Origin of the sequence: Pedobacter borealis DSM 19626 (genome assembly GCF_000708285.2) — a bacterium.
Lineage (GTDB): Bacteria > Bacteroidota > Bacteroidia > Sphingobacteriales > Sphingobacteriaceae > Pedobacter > Pedobacter borealis.
Window position 1 is genome coordinate 15107 of sequence record NZ_JAUG01000043.1, and the last position, 25691, is coordinate 40797.

Annotated in this window: 18 protein-coding genes; 9 read left to right on the forward strand and 9 right to left on the reverse strand. The window is 36.8% G+C overall.

All coding sequences use genetic code 11. The annotated features are described in order from the left end of the window. Window positions 1-11: 11 nt before the first annotated feature. From AW17_RS13060 to AW17_RS13075, 4 genes are all read left to right on the forward strand, one after another. Entirely contained in the window at window positions 12-2531 is a 2520-nt protein-coding gene (locus AW17_RS13060) for a zinc-dependent metalloprotease (RefSeq protein ID WP_083488709.1), read from the forward strand. Window positions 2532-2686: 155 nt separating this feature from the next. Beyond that, window positions 2687-4084, forward strand: coding sequence for a TlpA family protein disulfide reductase (locus tag AW17_RS13065; RefSeq protein WP_051691824.1), 1398 nt, complete (start codon window positions 2687-2689; stop codon window positions 4082-4084). Window positions 4085-4113: 29 nt separating this feature from the next. Continuing rightward, window positions 4114-5889, forward strand: a complete 1776-nt coding sequence (locus AW17_RS13070) for a TlpA family protein disulfide reductase (protein WP_029277081.1) — start codon at window positions 4114-4116, stop codon at window positions 5887-5889. Between the two features lie 619 nt (window positions 5890-6508). Further along, complete coding sequence (locus tag AW17_RS13075) at window positions 6509-9307, forward strand: lantibiotic dehydratase (RefSeq protein ID WP_029277083.1); 2799 nt, start codon at window positions 6509-6511, stop codon at window positions 9305-9307. Here the strand turns inward: AW17_RS13075 and AW17_RS13080 are convergent. Continuing rightward, the gene (locus AW17_RS13080; RefSeq protein WP_029277085.1) at window positions 9304-10419 is read right to left on the reverse strand and encodes a sensor histidine kinase; all 1116 of its coding nucleotides are present in this window, start codon (window positions 10417-10419) and stop codon (window positions 9304-9306) included. The genes AW17_RS13075 and AW17_RS13080 overlap by 4 nt on opposite strands. Window positions 10420-10564: 145 nt before the next feature. Here AW17_RS13080 and AW17_RS24200 point away from each other — a divergent pair, with 145 nt between their 5' ends. Both AW17_RS24200 and AW17_RS24205 read left to right on the forward strand, forming a co-directional pair. Next, window positions 10565-10714: a hypothetical protein gene (locus AW17_RS24200; protein ID WP_157280288.1), complete on the forward strand. Its 150-nt coding sequence runs from the start codon at window positions 10565-10567 to the stop codon at window positions 10712-10714. Window positions 10715-10766: 52 nt separating this feature from the next. Next, window positions 10767-10907: a hypothetical protein gene (locus AW17_RS24205; protein ID WP_157280290.1), complete on the forward strand. Its 141-nt coding sequence runs from the start codon at window positions 10767-10769 to the stop codon at window positions 10905-10907. Between the two features lie 74 nt (window positions 10908-10981). Here the strand turns inward: AW17_RS24205 and AW17_RS13085 are convergent, their stop codons facing one another. Further along, complete coding sequence (locus tag AW17_RS13085) at window positions 10982-11725, reverse strand: LytR/AlgR family response regulator transcription factor (protein ID WP_029277087.1); 744 nt, start codon at window positions 11723-11725, stop codon at window positions 10982-10984. A 381-nt stretch (window positions 11726-12106) separates the two neighbouring features. Here AW17_RS13085 and AW17_RS13090 point away from each other — a divergent pair, with 381 nt between their 5' ends. Beyond that, the gene (locus AW17_RS13090; protein ID WP_029277089.1) at window positions 12107-12481 is read left to right on the forward strand and encodes a hypothetical protein; all 375 of its coding nucleotides are present in this window, start codon (window positions 12107-12109) and stop codon (window positions 12479-12481) included. 22 nt (window positions 12482-12503) lie between these two features. Next, window positions 12504-12998, forward strand: coding sequence for a type I restriction enzyme HsdR N-terminal domain-containing protein (locus AW17_RS13095; RefSeq protein ID WP_051691825.1), 495 nt, complete (start codon window positions 12504-12506; stop codon window positions 12996-12998). 269 nt (window positions 12999-13267) lie between these two features. Here the strand turns inward: AW17_RS13095 and htpG are convergent, their stop codons facing one another. The 6 genes from htpG to AW17_RS13125 form a co-directional block, all read right to left on the reverse strand. Further along, a complete protein-coding gene (gene htpG / locus AW17_RS13100) occupies window positions 13268-15154 on the reverse strand; it encodes a molecular chaperone HtpG (protein ID WP_209434997.1) in 1887 nt (628 codons plus the stop codon). A gap of 539 nt (window positions 15155-15693) precedes the next feature. After that, entirely contained in the window at window positions 15694-16086 is a 393-nt protein-coding gene (locus tag AW17_RS13105; protein ID WP_051691826.1) for a response regulator, read from the reverse strand. A gap of 115 nt (window positions 16087-16201) precedes the next feature. After that, on the reverse strand, window positions 16202-17065 hold the full coding sequence (locus AW17_RS13110) for an N-acetylglucosamine kinase (RefSeq protein ID WP_029277095.1): 864 nt from the start codon (window positions 17063-17065) through the stop codon (window positions 16202-16204). Between the two features lie 17 nt (window positions 17066-17082). Next, entirely contained in the window at window positions 17083-18393 is a 1311-nt protein-coding gene (locus AW17_RS13115) for a TolC family protein (protein WP_029277097.1), read from the reverse strand. 1 nt (window position 18394) lies between these two features. Beyond that, the gene (locus AW17_RS13120) at window positions 18395-21505 is read right to left on the reverse strand and encodes an efflux RND transporter permease subunit (RefSeq protein WP_029277099.1); all 3111 of its coding nucleotides are present in this window, start codon (window positions 21503-21505) and stop codon (window positions 18395-18397) included. A gap of 2 nt (window positions 21506-21507) precedes the next feature. Then, window positions 21508-22605 carry an efflux RND transporter periplasmic adaptor subunit gene (locus AW17_RS13125; RefSeq protein ID WP_029277100.1) on the reverse strand — a complete coding sequence of 366 codons (1098 nt, stop codon included), beginning with the start codon at window positions 22603-22605 and terminating at the stop codon, window positions 21508-21510. 426 nt (window positions 22606-23031) lie between these two features. Between AW17_RS13125 and AW17_RS13130 the strand changes: the two genes are divergently transcribed. Next, window positions 23032-24810 carry a M61 family metallopeptidase gene (locus AW17_RS13130; protein ID WP_245235062.1) on the forward strand — a complete coding sequence of 593 codons (1779 nt, stop codon included), beginning with the start codon at window positions 23032-23034 and terminating at the stop codon, window positions 24808-24810. Window positions 24811-24971: 161 nt separating this feature from the next. Here the strand turns inward: AW17_RS13130 and AW17_RS13135 are convergent, their stop codons facing one another. Continuing rightward, window positions 24972-25445: a hypothetical protein gene (locus tag AW17_RS13135; RefSeq protein WP_029277104.1), complete on the reverse strand. Its 474-nt coding sequence runs from the start codon at window positions 25443-25445 to the stop codon at window positions 24972-24974. Between the last annotated feature and the right edge of the window lie 246 nt (window positions 25446-25691).

Consider the following 25691-nt stretch of genomic DNA (forward strand, 5'->3'; position numbering starts at 1 on the left):
AAGATATTCCAATGAGACTTAAAATAATATTTCTTGGGTTGTTAACCTGGTGTTGCAATACATTGATGGCCCAACAGGATAAGGTTCAGAAAATTAGTGCTGAAACTGAAAAAAGCAGTGTTAAACCAATTAGTTCAATCGTAACAAAAGATACTGAACGTAAAATGGGTTTGATCAATATTTATAGAAATGGCGATAAGTACTACTTCGAAATTCCAGACGCCATTTTAAAAAGAGAGCTTTTGGTAACCAATTGGTTGGTAAAAGTGCCTGGTGGTAGTCCGAAATTCGGTGGCGAAATTATGAATACAAGAACCATCTGCTTCGAAAAGGGATTCGGCGGAAAAATGATGCTAAGAATAATTAGCACAGTTTATCAGGCAGATTCAACGAGTACCATTTCAAAGGCTGTTGCGATTTCAAACATTAATCCTATTGCGATGGTATTTGAAATCAAGGCCAAAGGAGAAGATGGTAAGAGTTCGGTAATTGACGCAACAGATTTTCTGCAAAAAGAGAATACTTTTACCATGCTAAGTCCGGAGGTTAAACAAAGAATGTCTATCAGCGGTATTGCTTCAGATAGAAGCTATATGAAAAGTGTAGCCTCTTATCCTACAAACGTAGAGTTGAAAATGGTTAGAACTTATGCGGCATCAGCAGGAACTCCAGCTAAACCAGGAGCCCCCGCAACGCCTGCAATTGAAGCAGCTAGAATTGGTGGTGCAATTACGTTAGAGGTATCAACTTCTATTTTGTTAATGCCAGAGAAACCGATGATGCCCCGCCATTTTGACCTCCGAGTAGGTTATTTTGCAAATTCATACCAACCAATTTCCGATGCGCAACAGAATTTTGCACCAACAACTTTTATTGTCCGCTACCGTCTAGAGCCAAAGGCAGAAGACATGGCCAAATACAAAAGAGGCGAATTGGTAGAACCAAAGGAACCTATTGTGTATTACCTTGATCCAGCCACGCCGAAACAATGGCGTAAATATTTAATCGCAGGTATTAACGACTGGAATGAAGCATTTAAAGCTGCGGGTTTCAAAAATGCAATTATTGGCAAAGAGTGGCCAGAAAACGATACGACCATGAGCTTAGAAGATGCACGTTATAAAGTGTTACGTTATTTGCCTTCTGATGTTGCTAATGCCTATGGTCCAAACATACATGACCCGAGAAGCGGCGAAATTTTACAGAGCTATGTAGGTTGGTACCACAACGTGATGAGCTTAGTACATGATTGGTATATGGTACAGGCAAGTCCAAATGATCCTAGGGCACGTAAGATGAAGTTCAGCGATGAATTGATGGGTGAACTGATCCGATTTGTATCATCACATGAGGTTGGGCACACTTTGGGCTTAAGGCATAACATGGGAAGCAGTAGCTTAACGCCAGTGGAAAAATTAAGAGATAAAAAGTGGGTCGAAGAACATGGTTTTGCCAATTCTATTATGGATTATGCGCGTTTTAACTATGTAGCACAGCCAGAAGATAGTATAAGTACAAAAGGTATCATGCCACGCATCAACGATTATGATAAGTGGGCCATTAAATGGGGCTATACTTATATTGCTGCAAAAGATGATTTGGAGGATAAAAGAATAGTTTCTAAATGGATTACCGACAGCCTTAAAGCAAATCCAGGGCTTTGGTTTGGTGGTGAGGGTATGAACTTTGATGCACGTTGCCAATCAGAGGATTTAGGTGATAACAATATGAAAGCCAGTGAATATGGTATTAAAAATTTGAAGTATGTTCTGGCACATCTTCCCGAATGGACAAAAGAAGACAACGACCTGTACAATAATCAAACGAAAATGTATCTACAGGTAGCCAATCAGTTTGTAAGATATGCGAATCACGTCGTAAAAAACATTGCTAGTGTTTATGAAACCTACAAAAATCCAGATCAACCTGGCGATGTTTACGAATCTGCACCTGTTGAGAAGCAGAAGGAAGCAGTAGCTTTTCTAAACAAGAATGTACTTGAAACACCTTATTGGTTGCTAGATCCAAATTTGTTAAATAAAATTGGTAGCCCTGTTCGCGCTGGTGGGGTGCACACACTTCAAGATCTGATTCTAACGCAGATGTTAAGTGATCGCGTATTCAATACCTTGAACTTCATGCAACAGCGTTTTGGAAAAGAAAAAACTTATTCGATGAACGAATATTTAACCGATTTGAAAGAAGGCGTGTGGAGTGAACTAAAAACGAATAAGCCGATTGATATGTATCGCAGGGACATACAAAAAGGTTACGTCGCCAACATATTGAGGTCGATCAAAGAAGCCGAAGCTGGCACGAATGCAATAGGATTGCTATTTGGTGGGCCGTTAGCAGAAGAAGTGGCACCACTGACCACCAATTCAGATATCGGCAGTGTTTTAGCCCTTCATTTGAAAAACTTACGTAAAGAAATTTTAGTAGCTGCGGAATCGGCTAGCGACACAGATTCGAAAGAACATTTATTGTTTGTTGCGAATCAGATCAAAAACAGCCTTAAAAATCAGTTCTAAGGATAATAATAATATTTTATCGCATGCCTAAAAACCATAGGCATGCGATATTTAAACATTAAATGGAGTGAAACAAGCGAGAGCATGCCGCTGTAAAGCTGCAATGAATATGCTCATAATAGCTTCATAAACGATAAAACTCAAATTATATACAAATGAAAAAATTACTAGCATTTTTGTTGTTATTTACGTGGGGTGCATTGGAAGCCAATGCCAGTACCGGTAAAGCCACCTTAAATTTCACAGTTTATGGTAATACACAAAGCGGATTGTTTCTCTATCAGCTAAAAGATGGCGAGCCTCTCAGTTTAGGCTTTAAACGCCCTGACGAAAAAGGAATGTTAAAATTTGTTGTTGATGTGAAAGAAGGGGTTTATTTTATCAAAAAGGCTGGTGGTAAGGAACTGAGTTTTAATTATCCCATCTATTTAAAAGCAGGTGATCAGAAAAAAATCAATTGTTACGCCGGTACACTTTCGTTAGATTACGATAGCTGCATCATAGACCAGCCCAATATAGAAACAAAGTATCTAGCTACTTGGTCAACAGTTTTTAATCAATACTGCAAATTCGCAAAAAACAGAGCTAATCAGCCTTATGCCAAATATAAGGAGCTTGAAAAATTTGCTGCCACCTTTTTACAGAAAAGCAAAACAACAAATGTTTATTACAATCAATTATTGGCAGACAAGGTTGCAACCGATCTTCAATATCTTGTAGCAGCAAATTTCTTCAATTTTGGAAGTCGGTTAAATATTGAATATGATAGCAGCGCAACGGTGCAACCATTTTACAAGCCGCTGATGGATCCAAAAATTGTATGTAATCCTCGATTACTCCATTCAGAACATGGCATGCAAATGCTCAATTATGTTTTTGCATTTTGGAAATTCAATCAAACGAGAAAAATGATAACACTAAATTTTTCATCTTTCGCTGCTAACGTTCCATTAATTTGTAACAACGAAGTTAAAGCGGTCTATTTAGCTTATCATATGCGGGCTTTAAGAAAGTATGAAGATTTTGTAAACTACATTCAACCCTATAAAGCATTATTTAATTCAACGGAACTTAAAGCGGCTTACCAGAAAAAGTATGAAGAACTTTATCTCTTTGCAAATGGCACTCCCGGGTATAATTTTGCATTAAAAGATATAAATGACAAAGTTCATACTTTAGCAGAGTTCAAAGGAAAAGTGGTCATTATCGATTTATGGGCTATGTGGTGTGCGCCATGCTTAGCCGAGAAACCGGTGATGGCGAAAATAGAACACGAATATTACAAAGACAGAAACGATATTGTATTTATCGGGATCTCGGTTGATGGCTTATCTCGAAAAGACGTTTGGAAAAATTTTGTCGTTAAAAAAGGCTTTGCTACTTTGGAATTATTATCAAACGCCACTGAATCTATCCATAATTATTATAAAGTTGAAGGTATCCCAAGATTTTTAATTTTTGATCGTGAAGGAAAAATCGTAACCGTTGATGCACCAATGCCTTCAAATCCTGCTTTTAAAAAGCTATTAGATGAAACATTGGCCTCAAAGTAATTTAATCCACAAAAACTAAAGACAATAAAATGCAATACAAAAAAGTTTTTCTCTTGGTTTGTTGTTTCCTATGGGCGACCGTACAAACTTTTGCACAAGAAAAAGTTAATATCATCGGACAGCTCACCGTTAGAAAGCATGCTGAAATCTCGATAGTAAGTAATGTTGCCGGTTCGAGAAGGGTAATTGCGACTTATTTCACAAATCCCAACAATGAGAAGTTTTCGTTCTCTATTCCTTTTCGCGCTGATGCGACCTATCAAATAAAGGTCGTTATTATGAAAATGGGACACTTAAGATTGGAAGTAGATCGTGGAGCTACATTTCCGTTACAATTTCAGGCAAAACAAAATATAAATGTGGTCTTAAATCCTTCGAATTTTGATGAAAAGACAGGGAAAGGCATAGAGGTGGAAAGAAAACCTTCCAGATATTCAACTGCATTGCTAAATGGCACCTTAACCAATTGGAAATATGGTGGAGATCTAAACATAGAAAGGGTAGTAGAAGGCCGTTCAGAGAAAATAGAGACTTTTAGTACAGAAAAGGGTGGCACTTATTTTAGCTTATTGGTTCCAGTACAAGAAGAAGGCTTTTATTACCTGTCGAATAGTAGATGGAAAAAGCGTATATACCTTAGACCAAATGATCAAGTTTCATTAAATATTGATGGTACATCGGGAGTGAAAGCTGATTGGACGGAAACGACGCCCGAAAATAGAGTGCTAGATAATTGGGCACAACTTATTGAACCTGCATCGCATTATGGCTATAAGTTAGAGCAGAAATATAGTGCTATTTTAGATTCAGCAGCATTTAGTTTAGCCTACCAAACTCTTCAACCAAAAATTACAGTCTTTTTGAAGGATGCCCAAACGGCCAATGTTAAGTTTAACCAGTCGTTTAAAACAGTAGCACAGTTAGATAACAGTTTGCTTATTATGCGTTCCTTGTTAAACTTGGCTGGCAAGAAACACTTATTTTGGTTACCAGCTAAAGAGTTTTCAAATGTGCCAGCTTATTATAGCCAGGTACTTCATCAAAACAAAATCAGTTCCGCAAATTTGCTGCTGCTTGGAGAAGGGAGTGAGTATCTAAATTTGTACGCCAAGTTTAGTTTAAGTGAACTAAGCGAGCCAAAAAGACAAAGTCTAGGCGATGAGGAGAAATTACAATATATGATGAATACTGTCTCCAATGAAACATTAAAATCATTTTTATTGAAGTCGCAATTGGAAGAATTTAGTATTAATAATTATAGCGAGTTCAAACAAGTATTTTTGCCTTTTGCAAAGTATGCTAAGCCAGAATCGGTAAAGCTGAAATATAATAACATATTGGAACAGTTTGCTCCAGATACAGCTTTTATAGGCAAATCGGCAGCTGACTTTATATTGCCAGATGTAAATGGTAAAATGGTTTCAATGAAAGATTTTAAAGGCAAAGTAATATTTATTGATGTTTGGGCTACCTGGTGTGGTCCTTGTAAAGCACAAATGCCTTTCTTGAAAGAAGTTGAACAATCTTATCAAGGAAACAACAATGTGGTGTTTGTAGGCATCTCTTTGGATGCCGATAAGGATAAGCAAAAGTGGTTGGGTATGATCAAGGAAAAAGAACTTGAAGGTGTTCAGCTATTGGATAATATTGGTAAGTCTTTTGGTAGGAAATATAAAATTGGTGCAATCCCTAGATTTTTATTAATTGACAAGAAAGGTAACTGGGTAGAGGTTCGTTGTCCCTTACCTGAAGATAAAAATAGGTTGAAGGCTTATATCGATCGCGAACTTAAGAAGGGAATTTAATCGAAAAAATGTTACTCATCGGATGAAACTCATCCGATGAGTAACAAAAACCGATTTTAAGCAATCCAGTGTATGAGGTTTCTGAAAATTTCTCTTTAGTTAAAATCAAGGATACATAGAAAATATAGTTTAAGAATCTGTTCTATGTGGTTTAAAATAATAAATTACATAGCTACGCAAAGAAGATAGTTTAAGCCCCTTAGTTTATGTGGTTTAAGATAAATAAAATACAAGCCTATACGGAAAGAGGTTGTATCATAAATATAGAATTGTCATCCTGTCCAAAGGACTCCTGTGGAGAGCCTGTCGAAGGACCTGTTTAAATGCCCTTCAAAGCATTTCGACAAGCTCAACGTGACAAGTTCGAATGAAATCAGAACTTATGATACAGCCTCATTTGCCTTGGATTTCTAATTCACTATTAAAGGATTGAAAATCCTTAGTTCAGGAGACGGGATTATAAATCCCGACTAACGGAGATTTGTAATCAAGGCCTATGTGCCCCTGAATTTTTAATGCACTATTAAAGGATTGTGCGTATGGAACTGCAAACTGAAAACTGTCAATTGATAACTTTTTAAATTAATCTTTGTAATTTTCGCCTACCATTTTAAATTCAATGAAGCTTAATATTCAACCAACCGTAATTTTTAGAACACCTAAATTTTCATATCAATCTGAACTGGTAGATTGTTGGGAGGAATTAAAAGCAGCAATTGCAATATCTTCTGCAACATTTTACGAAACCATAAAAGAAGTAAAGGCAAACGAACTAAAAGATCTTCCACCTAAAGTTTATTTTACCATCTGGAAATATTTTAACCGTGCGAAATTCCGGTCAACCCCATATGGTACCTTTGCCGGTTTTAGTTTGTTAAACAATGCCATTAAATCATCGGAAAGCAGAATAGTAGTTGAAGAAACCCAAAAGGTACGAGAATTGGTTGATTGGCCTTATAAGAATAATATTCAATTGCCATTGGCAGAAGTGCTGCAAAAGAACTGCCTCATATTTAGTAACAGCAGTTATTATTTAACGCCCAACAGTATCCGTTATATCGCCTGTACCGATGGTGTTTTCGAATTGGCCGAGTTAGATCAAGACGATTTTGTAAAGCAAATATTGGCTGCTTGCTTAACACCGATCAGGCTTAACGATCTGGCAAAACAATTAAATTTAAATGATGCTGAAACCGAAAATCTGTTTGGTTTGCTGCACGATATGCACGATTTACAGCTTGTTTTTACCAATTACGATCCCAATATTATAGGGGATGATTATTTTGAACGTTTAGGACTCACCGCTACGGCTGAGTTGCCAAAATACCTTATCGCGCAGCGCACAGCTTTATCGGGAGGTATTAATGAACGTTTCCTTCAGGCTATTCCAGCTTTGATCAATTTGCTCCACAGTGTAATGCCCGCAAAAGATCGTGATGCCCTTAGCCAGTTTCAGATCAGGTTTAAAAAGAAATTTGAAGATCAGGAAGTACCGCTTTTATTGGCGCTAGATCCCGAAATGGGTGTAGGTTACGATGAGCTGGAACAAGCTGGTCAAAACAGCGAGTTTATCACACGCTTCAATACTAAGCCACCGAAAAAAGCAGAGACAGAAAATATTAAAACGGCATTAAAAACCTTCCTGACTGAACAAAACTTCGAAAAAGGTAAAACTGTTTATCTGAACAAACTTACCTTAACGCCGAATCAGAAATTAGCAGCCTTACCTAATTCATTTAGCATGGTAATGTCTGTTCATGACGATTTGATTTTTATCGAACAGATAGGTGGAGCAACATCAAATGCATTAAGCGGAAGATTTACAATGGCAGCCGATGATGTAACACAATATGCTAAAAACATTGCTGCCGCCGAACAACAAGCAAACCCCGAGGTTTTATTTTTTGATGTGGCCTATATGGTAGAGGCCAATGTAGATAATGTAAACAGGCGAAAACTGATTTATGGGCATCAATTATCAATCTTAAATTTTGATACCTCAGCATCGCCACTTGCCTTAAATGATATACAGATTTCAATTCGGGGCACAGAGATCATCCTTCGCTCTAAGCATTTAAATAAACGGCTCGTACCAAGAATGGCTTCTGCGTACAACTACATCCGTTCAGATCTTTCTGTATTTAGGTTACTGTGCGATTTGCAACATCAAGGCATTCAAACCAATCTTTCCTTTCCACTTGATACTATTTTCCCTGATTTGGATTATTATCCAAGGTTACAATATCAAAATATAGTTTTAAGCAGTAATAAATGGAGGATTAAAAAAGAAGCCCTTTTAGGTGCCGATCAAAAGTGGCTATCTGTCGCCAACTGTAGGTCATATTTGAGCAATTTAGGTGTTAGCGAATATTTTAAAGCAGGTATATCCGATCAGACATTATGCTTTGCACTACAAAACGACGATGATATAAATGCTTTTCTGCAATACCTGCAAAAACATGGGAGTACTTACATAGAAGAAATGTTACTGCCTCAAAACAGTATCGTGGTTGATGAAGCAGCTAAACCCTATTTAGCCCAGTTTGTTTTAAGTATAGGTCATAGCGAACAGATTTATCGTGGTTTGGCTAAAACATCAGCAAATGCTGAAGTAACGCGATTTTTCCTGCCAGGTAAAGAATGGCTGTATTTCGAAATTTATTGCCACCAGCAACGCGGTGATCAGATTTTGACAGATGTAATTGCGCCTTTCATCTCCACTCATACAGATCAGGTCAAATCGTGGTTTTTTATCCGCTACAATGAAAATGGAAACCACATCAGGTTTAGGGTTCAACTAAACAATCCAATAGATGGGCAGCTGTTAACATCAAAACTCATGGATGATCTGGAATTGTTTTTAAATTCAGGTTTGGTGTCTGATGTACAGATTAAGACCTATAAGCGAGAGTTAGAGCGTTATGGCAGCAACATGATCGAAGATGTTGAGCAGCATTTTGCTGTAGATAGTGAATTTGTATTATCGCTTTTAGAAACTCAGACCGATGATTTCAATAAATATAAATTGTGTAGCCTTTTGATTTCAAAGGTTATCGGGTCTAACATTATAGATAAGCTGGCCATCAATAAGATCGTGAGCATAATGTCTGATACCTTTAATGAGGAACATCGATTAGATGCTGCCGATTTTAAACAATTAAACAATCACTACCAGGAGTTTCGTAAAACAGAGTGGATGGTTTTAACAACAGCGCAGGAGCAGAAGTTCGATAAGTTTTCAGATTCGTTTATCAAAATTCTTAAACAATGTGCTCCCGAAAATGCACTAAAGCTATTAACTGATTTAATGCATATGCACGTAAACAGATTTTTCAGCAAAGATCAGCGGACACATGAAATGGTTATGTATTATTTTCTGCTAAAAGATATCCAGCGTCAAAATGCAATGAAAGCTTAACGGTTTAACTTGGCTAAGGGGTTAACAACAGTTACATTTATTTCAGTAATATACCGGTTAAGCGGGTCTTTGTAATACCTGAATACATAATCATTGCCATAAAAATTACTCAGGCGCTTGCTAATATTGACAATCCCTACATGATGGCTTTCTGTCTGTTTGCCTCTATTATCATTAATCATGTTTATGGTACTGATATGAAGGTTGTCATTTTGGTAAGCAATTTTAATAAGGGCCTGTTGAGTAGAGTGTGAAACATTTCCATGCTTAAATATGTTTTCTGCCAAAGTTAATAAGATAAGCGGTGGAAATCTTAACCCGAACATATCGCCCGTTACCTCAAGTTCCAGATTAATTGTGTTAGCCGTTCGGAGTTTATGCAGATTAATCAGGTGTTCAATTTGCTCAATTTCTTCACTTAGTGGAACCATTTCTGATGCTTCAGGACGTTTTAGGGCATAACGCATCATTTCGGCCAGATTCATAATGGCATCTGCCGCCATAGGTGCCTTTTTGCGGGCGTCGTTATAAATAAAGTTTAAAGTATTAAAAAGAAAGTGTGGGTTGATCTGACTGCGCAGATAATTGTTTTGCGATTGAACCAGATCGTTCTCTAAAGCCTGTTTCTCTATCTGGGTAACCAGGTTTTGTCGTTCTAAGGCTTCTACTTTCTTCTGATCCTGAAATGATTTGGTGATATAAACATAGCCCGTAGAATAACCAACATACAATATTGAACGATAGATGCAGGCCAATACAAATTCCCTGTCAAAAGTTCTAGCTGGATTTGTAGCAATTAGTCTTGTTTTTTCGAATAGGATTATGAGAAGAAATGTAGAAACAACATATGCGAAAATGATTACAAAAATTAGCAGGGTAATCTTTAATGTTTTTATAGCATTCGAACCCGTTTTTAATATTTTTTTTAGTAAAAAGCCATGAGTATAGAACGTTGCAATACTAACAATATATACAAGCAGATAAGCTCCAGGTTCTCTGAATCTGTTGGTAGCTAAACCAAGAATAAATACCTCATAAACGATGTAAAGACTCCAAACCAATAAGTGAAATTTATACTTTTCGTAGAATATTTTTGGGTTTAAAAAGTTCATTTTTTTCTTTTAATCTATTGAAATGAGGTTTTTATCTTACAAAAGTAGGTGTTTGTGTAAAAAAGTGGTTGAGTCTAATTTTGAGGTGCATCTTTACAGAAAATTAATAACAACGATAACAATAAAAATTTAAATACAATATATTATGAAAACTCAACACACAAATACTTTAGCTAAACTTTCTAAAAAAACTGTTTTTGTTTATAAAAATATCAAAGCTCAAAACAACTATCAAACTAATCCAACCGGTGATATGAGCCATACAGTAATGACAAGTTTCATCATGGAATTTTAATTTCGTAATTAACTTATTTTAATAATTTATCATCATATTTAATAATTATACAATGAAAACTCAACATACTGCTAAACTTGCTAAAAAAACTGTTTTTGTTTATAAAAACATCAAAACTCAAAACAACTATCAAACTAATCCAACCGGTGATATGAGTCATACCGTAATGACAAGTTTCATCATGGAATTTTAGTTTCCAAACTTACTGCTCTTACAGGAAACTAAATCCACATGATCGTAACAACTAGCTGGATCGATTCTATCTAATTACTGGTTACGATTCGATTTTAACAAACTGTTCTGTACATAGGCGAAGAAAGCTTCTTTATAACCTTCGCCAATTTGGATCATCTCGTTATTTACCAAACGGATTATATTTCCATCTACCTTTTTAATTGCCGCTTTAGCAACAATGTTCGATTTATTAACACGGATAAATGCGTGGTTTTCTAAGGCCTTTTCAATTTCCTTAAGTGTAAGATAGGTGGTGTGGGTTTCAGATTTAGTAATAATCTGTATATAATTCTGTAGCGCTTTGATGTAAAGTATTTCATCAATGGCGATGTTAGAAAAAGCATATTTATGGTCGCCTTTAATATAAAGGGCAGCCACCTGATCAGCTTCTTTCGTGCTAACCTTGGTATTATTTGCTTCCTTTTTTAAAATCCTATCAATACCTAGTGCAAATTTTGCAAAGGAAATAGGTTTTAATAAGTACTGATCTGATTGTACATCAAATGCCTGCAGGGCATAATCAGGATGAGCAGTAGTGAAAATCAAATATTTTGCTTTTTCTCTGATATTTTTAGCCAGTTCCAATCCATTGATTCCTGGCATATCAATATCCATAAACAATAAATCAATTTCGTCCTCAATACTGATCTCAGTAAGTGCTTGGACAGGGCTGGTAAAAGTTTTAAAAACTGTTAAACCAGGCATTTCTGCAATGTGGTCAGTTAACACTTCAATTGCATGTTGCTCGTCGTCTATAACAACGCATTTTAGATTCATGAGTATAAATATGTTTGTTTTATTTGATTTGAACGCAAGTTAAATAAAAAATGAATTGAATTAACAAATGCACCTGAAAAACTTATTCCTGGTTTCGTCTAAAAAAAAACATTGGTTTCGTGTAATATTCTGGGTGGTTGATGTAAAAAAATTATCCAGACCCCTTCTTTTTATAATCTTTATACTGTTTGCCAAAAACAAAATAATTAGCAGTGAAAACTACTAATTGTGAAAAACATCTGCCTGCCCAATCTTGTGTAGCCTGTAGATAATAAAATTAAAAACAGGCCATACAATACTGGGTTAAAATTTATTAAAAACCAAAAAACAAAAAATACCGTAAGCAAAAGAAACATTCCCCTACATCTACCAAGCCTCCACATGAAACACAACGAATACGAGTATTTACTTAATAAAATCTACTACAAGGGGATTCTAAAAAATCAAGGAATCAACGCAGATATGTACCAGAGAATGCAAAATGAATATAGCAATCTTGATGGACAGAACCCTGTAAAGGGCCAGTTAGATGGCGAATACGCATTCAGAAAATCTTTTCTGGTTGTACGTAACTACGTGCAGCAGGCGATAAAAGATGGCATGAAAAGTTTTAGATTTACCATGCAGGCAACTGATATCAATAAATTAACTTATATGGTTGATATGTTGAACAGAAACTTTTTTGATAAACAAAGTTTAGATCAAATTATTATCACTGCAAACTCGGTATTTAACCAATACAATTTAAAAAACTAACTACCTAATAATAGATAACATCATGGAATTGAAAGACGAAATCGGGCAGTTTGCCGTAAGAATTAAGAAAATGCTTCCACAAGTTCAATCTGAGGATTTAACTAGGAATGCGTTAGTTATGCCTTTTATCCAAATTTTAGGATTTGATCCTTCTGAGGTTCAATCTGAAGCTGTTCTAGACTTTGGAGTTAAAAAAAGTAAAAAAGTTGATTACACCATTATGAAAGATGGCGAACCAACAATTTTGGTGGAATGTAAACACCATGCTGAAAATTTAGATATCCATGATTCACGCTTATCTAAGTATTTCCGTAAAACAAAAGCTAAATATGGCTTATTAACCAATGGTTTGGTATATCGCTTTTATACAGAGAAAATGGTGAGATCAAAGAAAAATCAAGAGCCATTGTTCGAATTTAAAATAACCGATACTAAAGCGTCCACGATTGCCAAAATGATCGAAGACCATAAAGATTACTTCAATGTAGATCAAAAGCAGGCGCCAATAGCAAGCTAAACAATATTAATTTTAATCTAAGAGTTCCCGAAAATTCTTGCCTAAAAGTTCCGATTTAATCGGGACTTTTTTTATGGACTTAGCCTAAAAACAAAAGAGGTTGTATCATAAGTTCTGATTTCATTCGAACTTGTCACGTTGAGCTTGTCGAAATGCTTTGAAGGGCATTTAAACAGGTCCTTCGACAGGCTCTCCACAGGAGTCCTTTGGACAGGATGACAATCTATATTTATGATACAACCTCTTTAAACTATAACAGGATTTCCTGATTAAATTAATTCTACACTTCTGCTTACAAAAGCTGTTAATTCTGCACCAGTTAACATACCCTGTGCTAAAAGTGCTAAATCTACCGCTTGTTTAGCCAGGTTGCGCTGCTCTTCTCCTTCAGTTTTTAAAATTTTACTTACCAATTTATGGTTTCCATTAATGGCAACCTTATAGTTGTCTGGCATCTGGCCATAAAAGCCCATTCCGCCACCCATTGCAGCCATATCTTTCATTCTGCGCATAAATTCATCCATGGTAATGGTAACTGGTAATTCTTCAGGGTGTAAAGCCACAATTTCTACATGCATACCTGGTTTGGTAATGGCTTTTTCAAAAATAGCAGTTACTTCTTTTACCTGATCTTCGGTTAAAACATGCTCATTCTGCTCATCTTTCTCAATTAACTTATCTGCAACACTCGAGTCAACACGTTTGATTGATGTTTTCTCTAGTTTTTGCTCCAATTGATTAATAAAGTGATTGTCGATTGGCGAATCCAATACTAAAACATCGTAATCTTTTTTATTGGCCGATTGGATAAATGCATCTTGTTTAGCAGCATCATTGGTGTATAAATAAACCACTGTACCGTTTTTATCGGTCTGTAATGCGGTTACCTTCTCCTTATACTCAGGAAGTGTGAAAAGCTCATTTTTAGTGTTTCCAACTAAAGCAAAATCTTTGGCTTTATCATAAAACTTCTCTTCACTGATCATTCCGTATTTTACAAAAAGACCAATATCTTTCCATTTATCTTCGTAAGCTTTACGGTCTTTAGCAAATAACTCCCCTAATTTATCAGCAACCTTTTTAGTGATGTAGTTATTGATCTTTTTAACGTTGCTGTCGGCCTGTAAGAAACTACGTGATACATTTAACGGAATATCCGGAGAGTCGATTACACCGTGCAATAACATCAAAAACTCAGGAACAATATCTTTAACCTCATCGGTAATAAATACCTGGCGAGAGTATAATTTAATTTTGTTGCGCTGCATTTCGAAATCGTTTTTCAATTTAGGGAAATACAGTACGCCTGTTAAATTAAAAGGATAATCAACATTTAAGTGGATCCAGAATAATGGTTCTTCACTAAATGGATATAATTCGCGGTAAAAGTTTAAATAATCCTCGTCTGACAAATCTGCAGGAGCTTTTGTCCAGATTGGGTTGGTGGTGTTGATAATGTTATCAACCTCAACATCATTATACTTCGCTTTACCTTCTTCATCTACGCCATCTTCAACCGATTCTGTTTTAGTACCAAACTTAATTGGAACCGGTAAAAATTTAGCGTATTTATCAAGAATTTCCTGCAGTTTACTTTCTTCTAAAAACTCTTCCGAATCTTTGTTTACATGGAGGATAATATCGGTACCACGTGTAGTTTTAGTACCTTCAGTAATTTCAAATTCTGTACTGCCATCGCAAACCCAACGTGCAGGTTCAGCGCCATCCTGGTATGATAAAGTTTGAATCTCCACTAAATCTGCAACCATAAAGGCCGAGTAGAAACCTAAACCGAATTTACCGATGATTTCATTGGCATCTTTAGCATCTTTAAATTTCTCTACAAACTCACTTGCGCCAGAAAATGCAACCTGGTTAATGTATTTTTTAATCTCTTCAGCAGTCATACCCAAACCATTATCGCTAATGGTAATGGTTTTTGCATCCTTATCAACCGCAACTTGTACCAATGGTTGACCAACTTCGCCATTAAACTGACCTAATGAACCTAGTCTTTTAATTTTCTGGACTGCATCTACTGCGTTAGAAACCAACTCACGAAGAAAAATTTCGTTATCAGAGTATAAAAACTTCTTAATTATCGGGAAAATATTCTCGGTGTGTATGGAGATATTTCCTTTTTCTTGTATGCTCATATGTAAATAAATTGTTTAATCTATATCCTGCATAACAAGGGTTGTTCCAAAAGAATTTGTTTGCCAAAATGACAGTAGGAGAAGAAGTGGAAATGGAAGAAAGATGTGAGATAAATATAGGTAGCCTCCCCCCTTAGTTGCGTCATCCTGAACTTGTTTCAGGATCTATTTTGATTTCGTGGTCTTTTGTCTTCATCAATATTGTAAAATTAGCACGGTCGTTTTCAGTCTAATCTTATTTAAAGATCTTTTGATAGTCGGAAAAAAATATCCAGCTAGTTGTTTTTATTGCACAGTTTAAATAATGATTCGGAAAGCAAAGCCAATATTTCAATTGGTGTTAGTCCAGCTGTACCTGCTGCCGATTCCAATTCCGTGGTCTGTGTCCTCACAGACCACCGTTAATATTTTACAAGCAAAGATTTTAACCATGCTTCACTTGGTAATATGAAGTTGTTTTAAGATAGATTTTTATAAAAATAAAAAAGCCAAGAAGATTTAAAAAACCTCTTGGCTAAATATTTTAATGTTGGATTAACTTAATTTAAAAGAAAACTTGGTTTATCTTCTTCCAGTGAAAGAATTTTAGTGATCTTTTTAAGCAATACATCCATTTGGAATGGTTTTGATAAGAAATCGTCCTGACCGTAGTTTAAGGTTGTAAAATCTTTTGGATCGTATAAACCAGAAATCAATAAAATTGGAATTTTAGAGGTACTTTCAATTGATTTTAACTGCTCGCAGAGCACACGCCCATCGATATGCCCGAGAGAAATATCCAGTAAGATTAAATCAGGGCTAAATTTTTCAATTCTGTTAAAAATCTCCTCACCATCATTTAGTGCCGAAACTTTAAACCCTCCGATTTCCAGTATTAATTGTATGGTTTCTAAAACCTCAATATCATCGTCTACTACCAGTATTCTCTTCATATGTGTTAGCATTTGTATGCTGTTAAAAATATAACAAAAGTTTATGTTGTTATGTTTACAATCTTAAGGATATTTTAACAATAAGTTTATAGGAGCTAAAAATTAGACTTCGATTTTAACTCGCTTGGTGTACGATACCTTCTTTATTTAAGATAAAATTAAATAACTCTTCAATGGGCTTCTGTAGTATTTTCCCAGGCTCAATGCCATTTTCTAATAACACCGAAATTAATGTTTCCTGGTAATAATAAGCTATGGAGCCTACAAAATGGCATGGAACGTTTTTATGTTTTGGATAATCTTTAACATTCGTATCTACAAATTCCTGAAAGCCAGTTCTTAAAATATCCTGAATAAATGGATGGTCTTTGTGGTTGGCCATGAAACGGCTAAAACCTGCCAAATAGATATTAGGGAAGGGTTTTTGATATACGTTGGTAATAATTTGCTCCTTTTCTGCTGGGAAAGATTTTTTAAATTCTGCCGCTAAGTTGGATGGCATTTTATTGTACATATAGCTTAAAAGCACTTTTTTCCCAAAGAAAGTACCAGAACCTTCATCGCCAAGTACATAACCTAAGCCATGGTGGCCATCGTGGATTTTCTTTCCATCGAAATAACAAATATTCGATCCGGTGCCTAAAATACAGTTTAAGCCTTCGGCATTTCCGCAGGTAGCATATACCGAACCCAGAAGATCGTGATCTACTGAAATAAAAGCATTACCAAAAACGGCTGATAGGCCATTTGAGACTACTTCATGCTTGTCTGGTGAAGAACAACCTGCTCCAAAAAAGTAGATTTCTTTTACCTCATCAGCACATTGTAATAAAGGTTCATTTTTAGAAATCAGCTTGGTAATTTCTTGCTCACTTAAGAAATAAGGGTTTATTCCAGGAGTGCTAAATTTAATGGTTTCGCCATTATGATAGCCCATCCAATCGGTTTTTGATGAGCCACTATCTGCAACAAGTATCATGGGACTAAATATAAAAATTAATTAGATAAATTTATATTTCCACTGATTTCTTTCAGTGTTGTTTCGGCAATTTTGGCCTGATATTGCATTTCGATGAAACGGTTCTGTGCATCTATCGCATTTCGTTGTGCTTCTCTTAACTCTAAAGGGGCTATGCTGCCTAAACGGTATTTTGCTAAAGTAATATCTAGGTTTTCTTTTGCAATATCTACATTTCGTTGCTCTAATTTAATCAGATCAAGGTAAGTGCTGTAATTTTGATAAGCGGTAAGCAACTGCGCGTTTACATCAAGTTTGGTTTTGTTTAAATTCAGGATAGAATTGTCGATCTCGATCTTTGCATTGCGTTCTTGCTGGCGCTGTAAAAAGCCGTTAAATAAGTTAAGGCTTGCCGTAACACCATAAGTAAATCCATTTGCCGCAAACTTTTGGTTAAAGCCCGTAGGGCTGGTGCTGTTTGCCCTGCTGTATCCAGAATTTAAACTGATAGATGGATATCTTGCCCCACGTACTGATTTTAAGGTCAGGGAAGCTATCCGCTGATTGATGAAGGCGTTTTGTACATTCGGGTTCTGCTGCTCGGCCATTTCGGCCATTTTGCTAAAGAGGATACCTTTGTCTACATCAATATTATTAACAACAGAAAACGAAGTGCCAATATCTCTTACCATCAGTTGGTTCAATCGAACTTTAGCTACCTGTAAGGCATTTTTGGTCTGTAGGTAATTTGAAGTATCGGTATTATAATCAACCTGTGCGGTTAATACATCCAGTTTAGAACCGCGGCCAAGCTGCAGTTTTGTTTTGGCAATATTGGTGCGTAATACCGAAACATCCATAGCACTATCAGCTGCTATAACCAACTGCTGCTGTCTTACAATATCATAATAGGCTGTAATTACATCGGCTACAGTAGTTAAAATGGTTAGGCGTGCGTTTAATTCGCCTTGTTTTTGCAGCTCTTTTAAGCGGTCGTAATTGGCGAACATACTAAAACCATCAAAAATGGTCCAGTTTAAATCAGCTCCATAGCTGTTATTGGTACTTTTTGCTCCTGTAATTACCCGATCAGGACCAGTTGCAGGGGTTTGTCTGGTGTTCTGGATACTTCCACCATTGGTATAACTTCCGGTTAAATTGGGCAACATACCAGCATTGCCGATATTGGCATTGTTCTTTGCCATATCGACCTGGTTTTTATTGATTTTAATATCGTAATTATTCTGTAAAGCAATGGTAATGGCTTCCTGCAGGCTCAGTTGTTCTTGTGCAACGCCCGAAAGGGATAAGCTTAGCAGTAGGGTAAATATTTTTAATTTCTTGCTCATCTTATTCTTCTATATGTAAAGCTTCTTGTTCAAAACGATGGGCTTCTTTCAATTCTTTATTCGGTTTGTATGGTTTAGCCCAGTAAGAGTAAATAGCAGGGATTACAAATAAGGTTAAAACCAAAGAGAATAAGGTACCACCAACAATTACGGTTCCCATACTCATTCTACTTTTTGCAGCAGCTCCTAAAGCCAATGCAATAGGTAGTGCACCAATGGCAATCGCCAAACTGGTCATTAAAATTGGACGCAAACGCGAAACAGCAGCCTCACGTATGGCTTCAGGGATTGGAATGCCTTTTTCTTTTAACTGGTTGGCAAATTCGACAATTAAAATGCCATTTTTAGTTACCAGACCAATAAGCATAATGGTACCGATCTGGCTAAAGATATTCCAGCTTTGACCACATAACCATAGCGATAAAAATGCACCCGCAACCGCCATAGGTACGGTTAAAATGATAATAATCGGATCTTTGAAGCTTTCAAACTGTGCCGAAAGAATTAAATAAACGAGTAGCAGTGCCAAACCGAATGCAAAGAAGGTATTTGAAGAACTTTCTTTAAAATCCCGCGATTCTCCGCTTAAATCGGTAGAGAAAGTCTCGTCTAACACTTTTTTAGAAATGGCATCCATCGCATCAATACCTTCACCAATACTTTTTCCAGGTGCTAACCCTGCCGAAACAGTTGCTGCGATAAAACGATTGTTCCTGTACAGCTGCGGTGGACTACTTTCTTCTTTAGCCGTAACCACATTGTCGAGCTGAACCAATTCGCCTTTATCATTACGTACGTAAACCGAGCTCAAATCTAACGGATCTTTCCGGTCTCCACGATCGAACTGGCCAATTACCTGGTATTGTTTTCCATTCATGAAGAAATACGAAAACCTTTGGCCGCTTAAACCTAAATTTAAGGTTTGGGCAATAGCAGAAATGGAAACGCCTAAATTTTTGGCTTTATCCCTGTCGATGGTTAAGTTAATTTCTGGCTTGTTAAATTTCAGGTTCACATCCGAAACGGTGAATGTTGGATCTTTCGATACCGCATCCATAAACAAAGGAATTTTCTCCCTTAGTTTTTCGAAATTTTGTGCCTGGATGATATAACTGATCGGTAAACCCCCACGACGGCCAACGGAGATGGTTGGTTGTTGATTTACAATGGTTTTGCCCTCGGTATATTTCTTTGTAATGCGGGTAAGCATATCGGCAATATCTTTTTGCGAACGCTTACGATCTTCAGGATCAGTTAAACCCATCCTTACAAAACCGGAGTTTACCGAGCCTGAGCCACCAAAACCTGGCGAGGTAATGGTAATGTTTACATTTTTTTCGGGAACAGAATCGAGAACCAATTGGTTCAATTTCATAATAAACTGATCGGTATAGGTAAAAGATGCACCTTCTGGAGTAGTCGCATTAATGTTTATTGCACTTCTATCATCATATGGAGCGGTTTCTTTTGGCAAAATCTTCCAGAATAAGAAAATTAAGCCCATACAAACCAAAATGATCGGAACAGATAGCCATCTTTTATCCAAAAATTTATTCAGGTTCGATTCGTAGGCATCATTTAATTTTACAAAATAGGGTTCAGTCCAATTGTAAAACCTGGATGGTTTATGTCCACCTTTTTTCATTAGGTAGGCATTTAACATTGGTGTTAAAGTAAGCGATACAAAGGCCGAGACCAATACTGCTGCACCGATTACCACCCCGAACTCTCTAAATAAGCGGCCTACAAACCCCTGCAAGAAAATTACCGGTAAGAATACGGCTGCAAGGGTAATGGAAATAGAAATTACGGCAAAAAAGATTTCATTTGATCCTTTAATGGCTGCCTCGAAAGGCGACATCCCTTCTTCTACCTTTTTAAAGATATTTTCCGTAACTACAATACCATCATCTACCACCAATCCCGTAGCGAGTACAATGGCCAGCAAACTCAATACGTTGATTGAAAATCCGAAGGCGTACATGATAAAGAAAGTGAAAATCAACGATACCGGAATATCAATCAATGGTCTGAAAGCAATAGCCCAATCTCTAAAGAAAAGGTAAATGATCAAGATTACCAGTACCAATGATAAACCAATCGTCTCGGCAACTTCGGTTACCGATCGTTTGATAAATAGTGTATTGTCTAATGCAACTTTTAGCTTAATGTCTTGAGGGATATCGGCTTTTAGCTTATCAAAACGCTTGTAAAACTCTTTACTGATATCGAGGTAATTGGCTCCTGGCTGAGGGATAATGGCGATGGCCACCATCGGTCTGCCCGATTCGCGTAAAATGGTTTCTTCGTTTTCAGGTCCTAAAACTGCATAACCTACATCTTTTAACTTGATTACCTGGTTGCTATCTGTTTTCAGGATCAAGTTGTTAAACTCGCTTTCGTTGGTCAGTTTTCCTAAAGTTTTAACCGTTAGCTCGGTAGTAGCTCCGGTGATTTTTCCTGATGGAAGCTCTACGTTTTCATTATCTAAAGCGGTAACAATATCCTGTGAAGTTAAACCGTAAGCACTTAGTTTATTTGGGTCCATCCAAATACGCATGGCATATTTCCGTTGCCCCTGGATCTGAACGCTACTTACACCCGGAATGGTTTGGATACGATCAGCGATTACGTTTTCAGCGAAATCACTTAACTCCAGTGTATTGCGTTTATCGCTCTGGATGGTCATTGATAAAATCGGGTCAGAATTTGCATCGGCCTTACTTACTACCGGTAAACCGTCAATATCTTTTGGTAAGGTACGGGCAGCCTGCGATACTTTGTCGCGCACATCATTTGCCGCCTCTTCTATATTTTTATCGAGGTTAAACTCTATCGTAATATTGCTTGTTCCCTGGTTACTTGATGAAGAAATATTTCGGATGCCATCAATTGAATTGATCGATTTTTCTAAAGGTTCGGTAATTTGCGATTCGATAATATCGGAGTTGGCCCCCGGATAGGAGGTTCTTACTGAAACTACGGTTGGGTCAATTGATGGGTATTCGCGAACACCCAAAAAGGTATAACCGATTATCCCGAACAGGACAATCAATAAGTTCATCACAATGGCCAGAACCGGCCGTTTTATACTCGTGGTGGAGATACTCATAATTATTGTTTAACCAAATGAACTTTTACAGGAGCATCTTTTTTTAGCGCCATCGACCCGGTAGTTAACACCGTGTCGCCAGCTTTTAATCCTGAAGTAATCACAATGTTTTCATCGGTACGAGTGCCCGCCTCTACTTTAACTTCCTGTGCTTTTCCGTCTTTTTGTATGTACACAATCTTTCCTTTTAACACAGGTATTACGGCTTCGTTAGGAATTAATATGGCATTTTCTACCGTATTTAAAGCCAGTTTAATTTTGGCAAAAGATCCTGGTAATAAGGCGTTGTCTGCATTAGGTGCCAAAGCCCTAATCTGTAAGGTTCTGGTTGCAGCATTAATTCCAGGTTCAATGGCATAAACCTTTCCTTTATTCTCTTTAGAAGAACCATCAGTGGTAAAGGTAATCTCCGAATTCAGTTTAATCTGCCCGGCATATTTTTCAGGAACAGAAAATGTAATTTTAACCGGATTGGTGCTCACCAAATTGGCAATTACGGTGGCTGGCGTTAAATACGTTCCTGCAGAAATACTACGTAAACCCACTCTGCCAGTAAAAGGTGCCCGGATAGTCGTTTTAGCCAGTTGTGCCCTGATTAATTGTGCCTGCGCCTGTAGCGATTTTAAATCGGCTAGTGCTGTATCATATTCTTCCTGACTGATTGCACCTTTAGCCAAAAGCTGTTTTGCCCGGTTTTCGTTTGTTCCGGAAAGTTTTTGTTTGGTTAGTGCATCCTGCAATTGGGCCTGTATATCTCTGTCGTTTACTTTAACCAGTACACTTCCTTTCGATACCGTTGTACCTTCTTGAAAATAGATGCCGGTAACCAATCCTGATACTTCACTTTTTAATACAACAGATTCGTTTGCATCAATAGCACCAGTTACCTCCAGATCATTATCAAAGGATACCAGTTTTACGATGACTCCGTCAACTATCAATGGTGCAGAAGAGCCCCCTTTGCCACCAGGTTTACCTTTTCCAGCCCCGGCAGATGCTCCACCTTTCCCTTCGATTTTTTTATTTACGTTAATTCTGTAATAGACCAAATAAGCCAGGCCTATAGCTAAAACAGCATAGATAATATACCTTTTCTTCATGTTTCTTTTTGTGTCGTGCGTATTCCGAACATTAAAATAAGATTAATATTCTAGAATTAGAGCGTAAAAATATTCAAATAGTTTAGTCCTAAATTTGTTGTATTAAGGATGTTACCGATTTTAGTCCGAAGTCTGCAGTCTGAAGTCTACAGTTTGGGTGTAAATAATAGGTCTTAGTCAATTATTATCCCTTCAAAAATCAACAAAAACATGCTTGGTGCCACTTGGGTACTTAAGCTCCCTGTATTTTCCGCAAATCGCCAAACGCCAAACGCAAGTTGAACCGAAACAACTATTTTACACCACATTTAGCTATTTTGTTCCAAAACCCCGCCAATAAATCTAAATTTGCAGCAAAACACAGTCAATATCAATATGTTTAACAAAAAATCAATTTTAAGTTTAGTTTTACTACTAACGTGTATTATGGCAGCGAAGGCGCAGGTAAAAATAGGCTTTGAGGTTTCTTTTAAAGAACCACAGGCACACTATGCTGAAGTTCAGATGAATATTTCTGGCTTGGCAAAAGATTATGTAGATGTAAAAATGCCTGTTTGGACACCAGGTTCTTATTTGGTTCGCGAGTTTGAAAAAAGTGTAGAAGAATTTAAGGCTACTGCAGCAGGTAAAGCCGTAAAAGTTGAAAAAGTAAGGAAAAACACCTGGAGAATTTTTTCAGCCAAGGCTGCCAATATCCAGGTCAATTACCGTGTTTATGCATTCGAAATCTCGGTGCGTACACCTTTTATCGACGAATCTCATGCTTTCTTATCTCCAACAGGGATTTTTATGCATCCTGACGGCATGATCAAATCGCCAAGCACTGTAAAAATTATTCCTTTTAATACCTGGAGTAAAGTTTCTACTGGTTTAACACCTGTTGCTGGAGCGCAATTCACCTATAAAGCTACCGATTTTGATATTCTTTACGATAGTCCTATTGAAGTGGGTAATCAGGATATTTTTGAATTTACAGCTGCTGGTGTTCGCCACGAAGTAGCCATGTACGGCGGTGGTAATTACGATAAAGAGAAACTAAAAGTAGATATGGCTAAAATTGTAGAAAAAGAAACTGCAGTTTATGGCGAAAACCCTAATAAATATTACCTCTTCATTGTTCATAATTTCTTAAAAGGTGGGGGAGGTTTAGAGCATTTAAACTCTACCACTTTAGGCGCTACAAGAAACGCTTACAATACGGCCGAAGGCTACAAAGGCTTTTTAGGTCTGGTTGCACACGAGTATCACCACCTTTGGAATGTTAAGCGTCTGCGTCCGGTAGCACTAGGCCCTTTCGATTATGACAACGAAAATTACACCACCAACCTTTGGGTGGCTGAAGGATTTACCTCGTATTACGAAAATAAGTACTTGCATAGAGCAGGTTTTACTGATGTAAACGAATTTTTGAAAGATCTGGCTAGCGGTGTGGCTACGGTGTTAAATACCCCTGGCGCTAAATATCAGTCAGCTGCTTCATCTAGTTATGATGCATGGATTATTGGCTACCGCCCTAATGAGAATTCAAAAAACAATTCCATTTCTTACTATAATAAAGGAGAAGTGATCGGTATTTTGATGGATCTCGAAATCATTAACGCTACCAAAGGTGCTAAAAGTTTAGATGATGTAATGAAAGCCATGTATTTGCAGTGCAAAACGTTGAAACGCGGTTATACCGATGCAGAATTTAAGGCAATGGTTGAAAAAATATCAGGTATTAGTTTTACTAACTTTTGGGCAAAATATGTTAACGGTGTAGATGATGTAGACTATGTAAAGTATTTCGCCTATGCAGGTGTAGATGTTTCTACAGAAAATGCAACGCCTGGTAAACCGGTTAGTGGTGCAGCAGTTCAGTTGGCTACTAAAGGTTTAGAAGTAACTTCGGTTACCAGAAACTCAGCAGCTTGGGTAAGTGGTTTAAATGTTAACGATGTAATTGTACTGATTGATGGCGTATCATTAAGTGATGTATTGAAAAATGTGAAATTAAAAGAACCGAAATTTTCGCTGGATATTTTACCCATCATTACCGATAAAAAAATTGGCGATCAGCTAACGGTTAAAGTAATCCGCGATGGGCTTGAAAAAGAAATTTCTTTAAGCTTGAAAGAAAATCCAAGTGTACGCTTAAAAGCAACCGTAAACGAAAATGCAACACCAGCTCAAAAAGCTGTGTTAAAAAAATGGACAGGCGTTTAGGCAGTTCGCAGTTAAAAGTTTTCAATTTGCAGTTGATTTTAAAACTCCATAAAAAATCCCGTAAGATTAATTTCCTACGGGATTTTTTATGCCTCTATACTTTTGCTTTAGTCTCTGGACTTTTAGCTTTAGTCTTTCAGCGCTCAGCGCCATGCGCTTGCCTAGAAAGTAAAACGAACACCTAAGCCCACATCACCACTGTAAAAATCAGTATCTGGTGTCAATCTTAAAGTAGGAATCCAATCTAATGATAAGTTAATTGGAGCGCCTTTAAATTTATAATCTAAACCTAAAACACCGTTTAAACCTAAATACACATCGCCATCAAAACCTTTAACTTTCATTGAACCTACACTTGCACCACCACCATAGTACCAATTTAATCCCTCTGCGCCTTTAATTGGGTTATAAACTTCATATAAACCAGTTAACTGAACGTAATTAACACCACCAGAGCTCCTGAAATTACCAATTAGCTCCAACATTGCGCCTTTATTTAGGCCAGTTTTAAAAGAAACACCGTTGTAACTTCCAAAACGACCACCAATTGCGTTTTTGTAATTCTGCGCTTGAACGTTTGTTGTAGTAAGGGCAAACAATGCAATGCATCCTAAAATTGTAAATAACTTTTTCATAATTTAAATGTTTTGTAAATAATTATCTGCTTAACAACTTTAATGCCGTTTATGTTTTTTTGGTAAAAATCAATAAGGATAAAAAACAATGCTTGCATAGTAATTTTCTAATCACTAAGTTTATTTAAATATTTTTTACGAAAAGTAAATACAGCGTTTTATTAACTACGAGGTATTATTTTCATTAAAAAGGCATATAGATGTTAATCTTTATGTTTGATTTTTTAACTTAACCAAATAATAAAC